Genomic DNA, 892 nt, shown 5'->3' with positions numbered 1-892 from the left:
TGAATGTTGATTTCTAGTCTTTTGATTAGATCGTTCTTTAAAAATTTGGGTATGTGATAGAAAGATAGACTGGACGTTACTTTCACTGGTAACGGATCAGGCTAAGGTAAAATTTGTGAGTTGCTCTTAGAGCATGCGAATTTTCGGCGAATGTCGTCTTCACAGTATAACCAGATTGCTTGGGGTTATATGGTCAAGTGAAGAAGCGCATACGGTGGATGCCTTGGCAGTCAGAGGCGATGAAAGACGTGGTAGCCTGCGAAAAGCTTCGGGGAGTCGGCAAACAGACTTTGATCCGGAGATGTCTGAATGGGGGAACCCAGCCATCATAAGATGGTTATCTTGTACTGAATACATAGGTGCAAGAGGCGAACCAGGGGAACTGAAACATCTAAGTACCCTGAGGAAAAGAAATCAACCGAGATTCCCTTAGTAGTGGCGAGCGAACGGGGACTAGCCCTTAAGTGGCTTTGAGATTAGCGGAACGCTCTGGAAAGTGCGGCCATAGTGGGTGATAGCCCTGTACGCGAAAATCTCTTAGTCATGAAATCGAGTAGGACGGAGCACGAGAAACTTTGTCTGAATATGGGGGGACCATCCTCCAAGGCTAAATACTACTGACTGACCGATAGTGAACTAGTACCGTGAGGGAAAGGCGAAAAGAACCCCGGAGAGGGGAGTGAAATAGATCCTGAAACCGTATGCGTACAAGCAGTGGGAGCCCACTTTGTTGGGTGACTGCGTACCTTTTGTATAATGGGTCAGCGACTTATTTTCAGTGGCGAGCTTAACCGAATAGGGGAGGCGTAGCGAAAGCGAGTCTTAATAGGGCGTCTAGTCGCTGGGAATAGACCCGAAACCGGGCGATCTATCCATGGGCAGGTTGAAGGTT

The 892-nt window shown here is 47.8% G+C and carries 1 rRNA gene; it reads left to right on the top strand.

The annotated features are described in order from the left end of the window. Window positions 1-191: 191 nt before the first annotated feature. Window positions 192-892: ribosomal RNA gene (locus tag T3A99_RS14945) — 23S ribosomal RNA — on the top strand; the annotation flags it as partial.

It is taken from the genome of Pseudomonas sp. N-137 (genome assembly GCF_034555295.1).
In the GTDB taxonomy this organism is placed as follows: Bacteria; Pseudomonadota; Gammaproteobacteria; order Pseudomonadales; family Pseudomonadaceae; genus Aquipseudomonas; species Aquipseudomonas rhizophila.
Note: the sequence above shows the minus strand (reverse complement) of the source record. Positions and strands in the feature narration are given on the sequence as shown.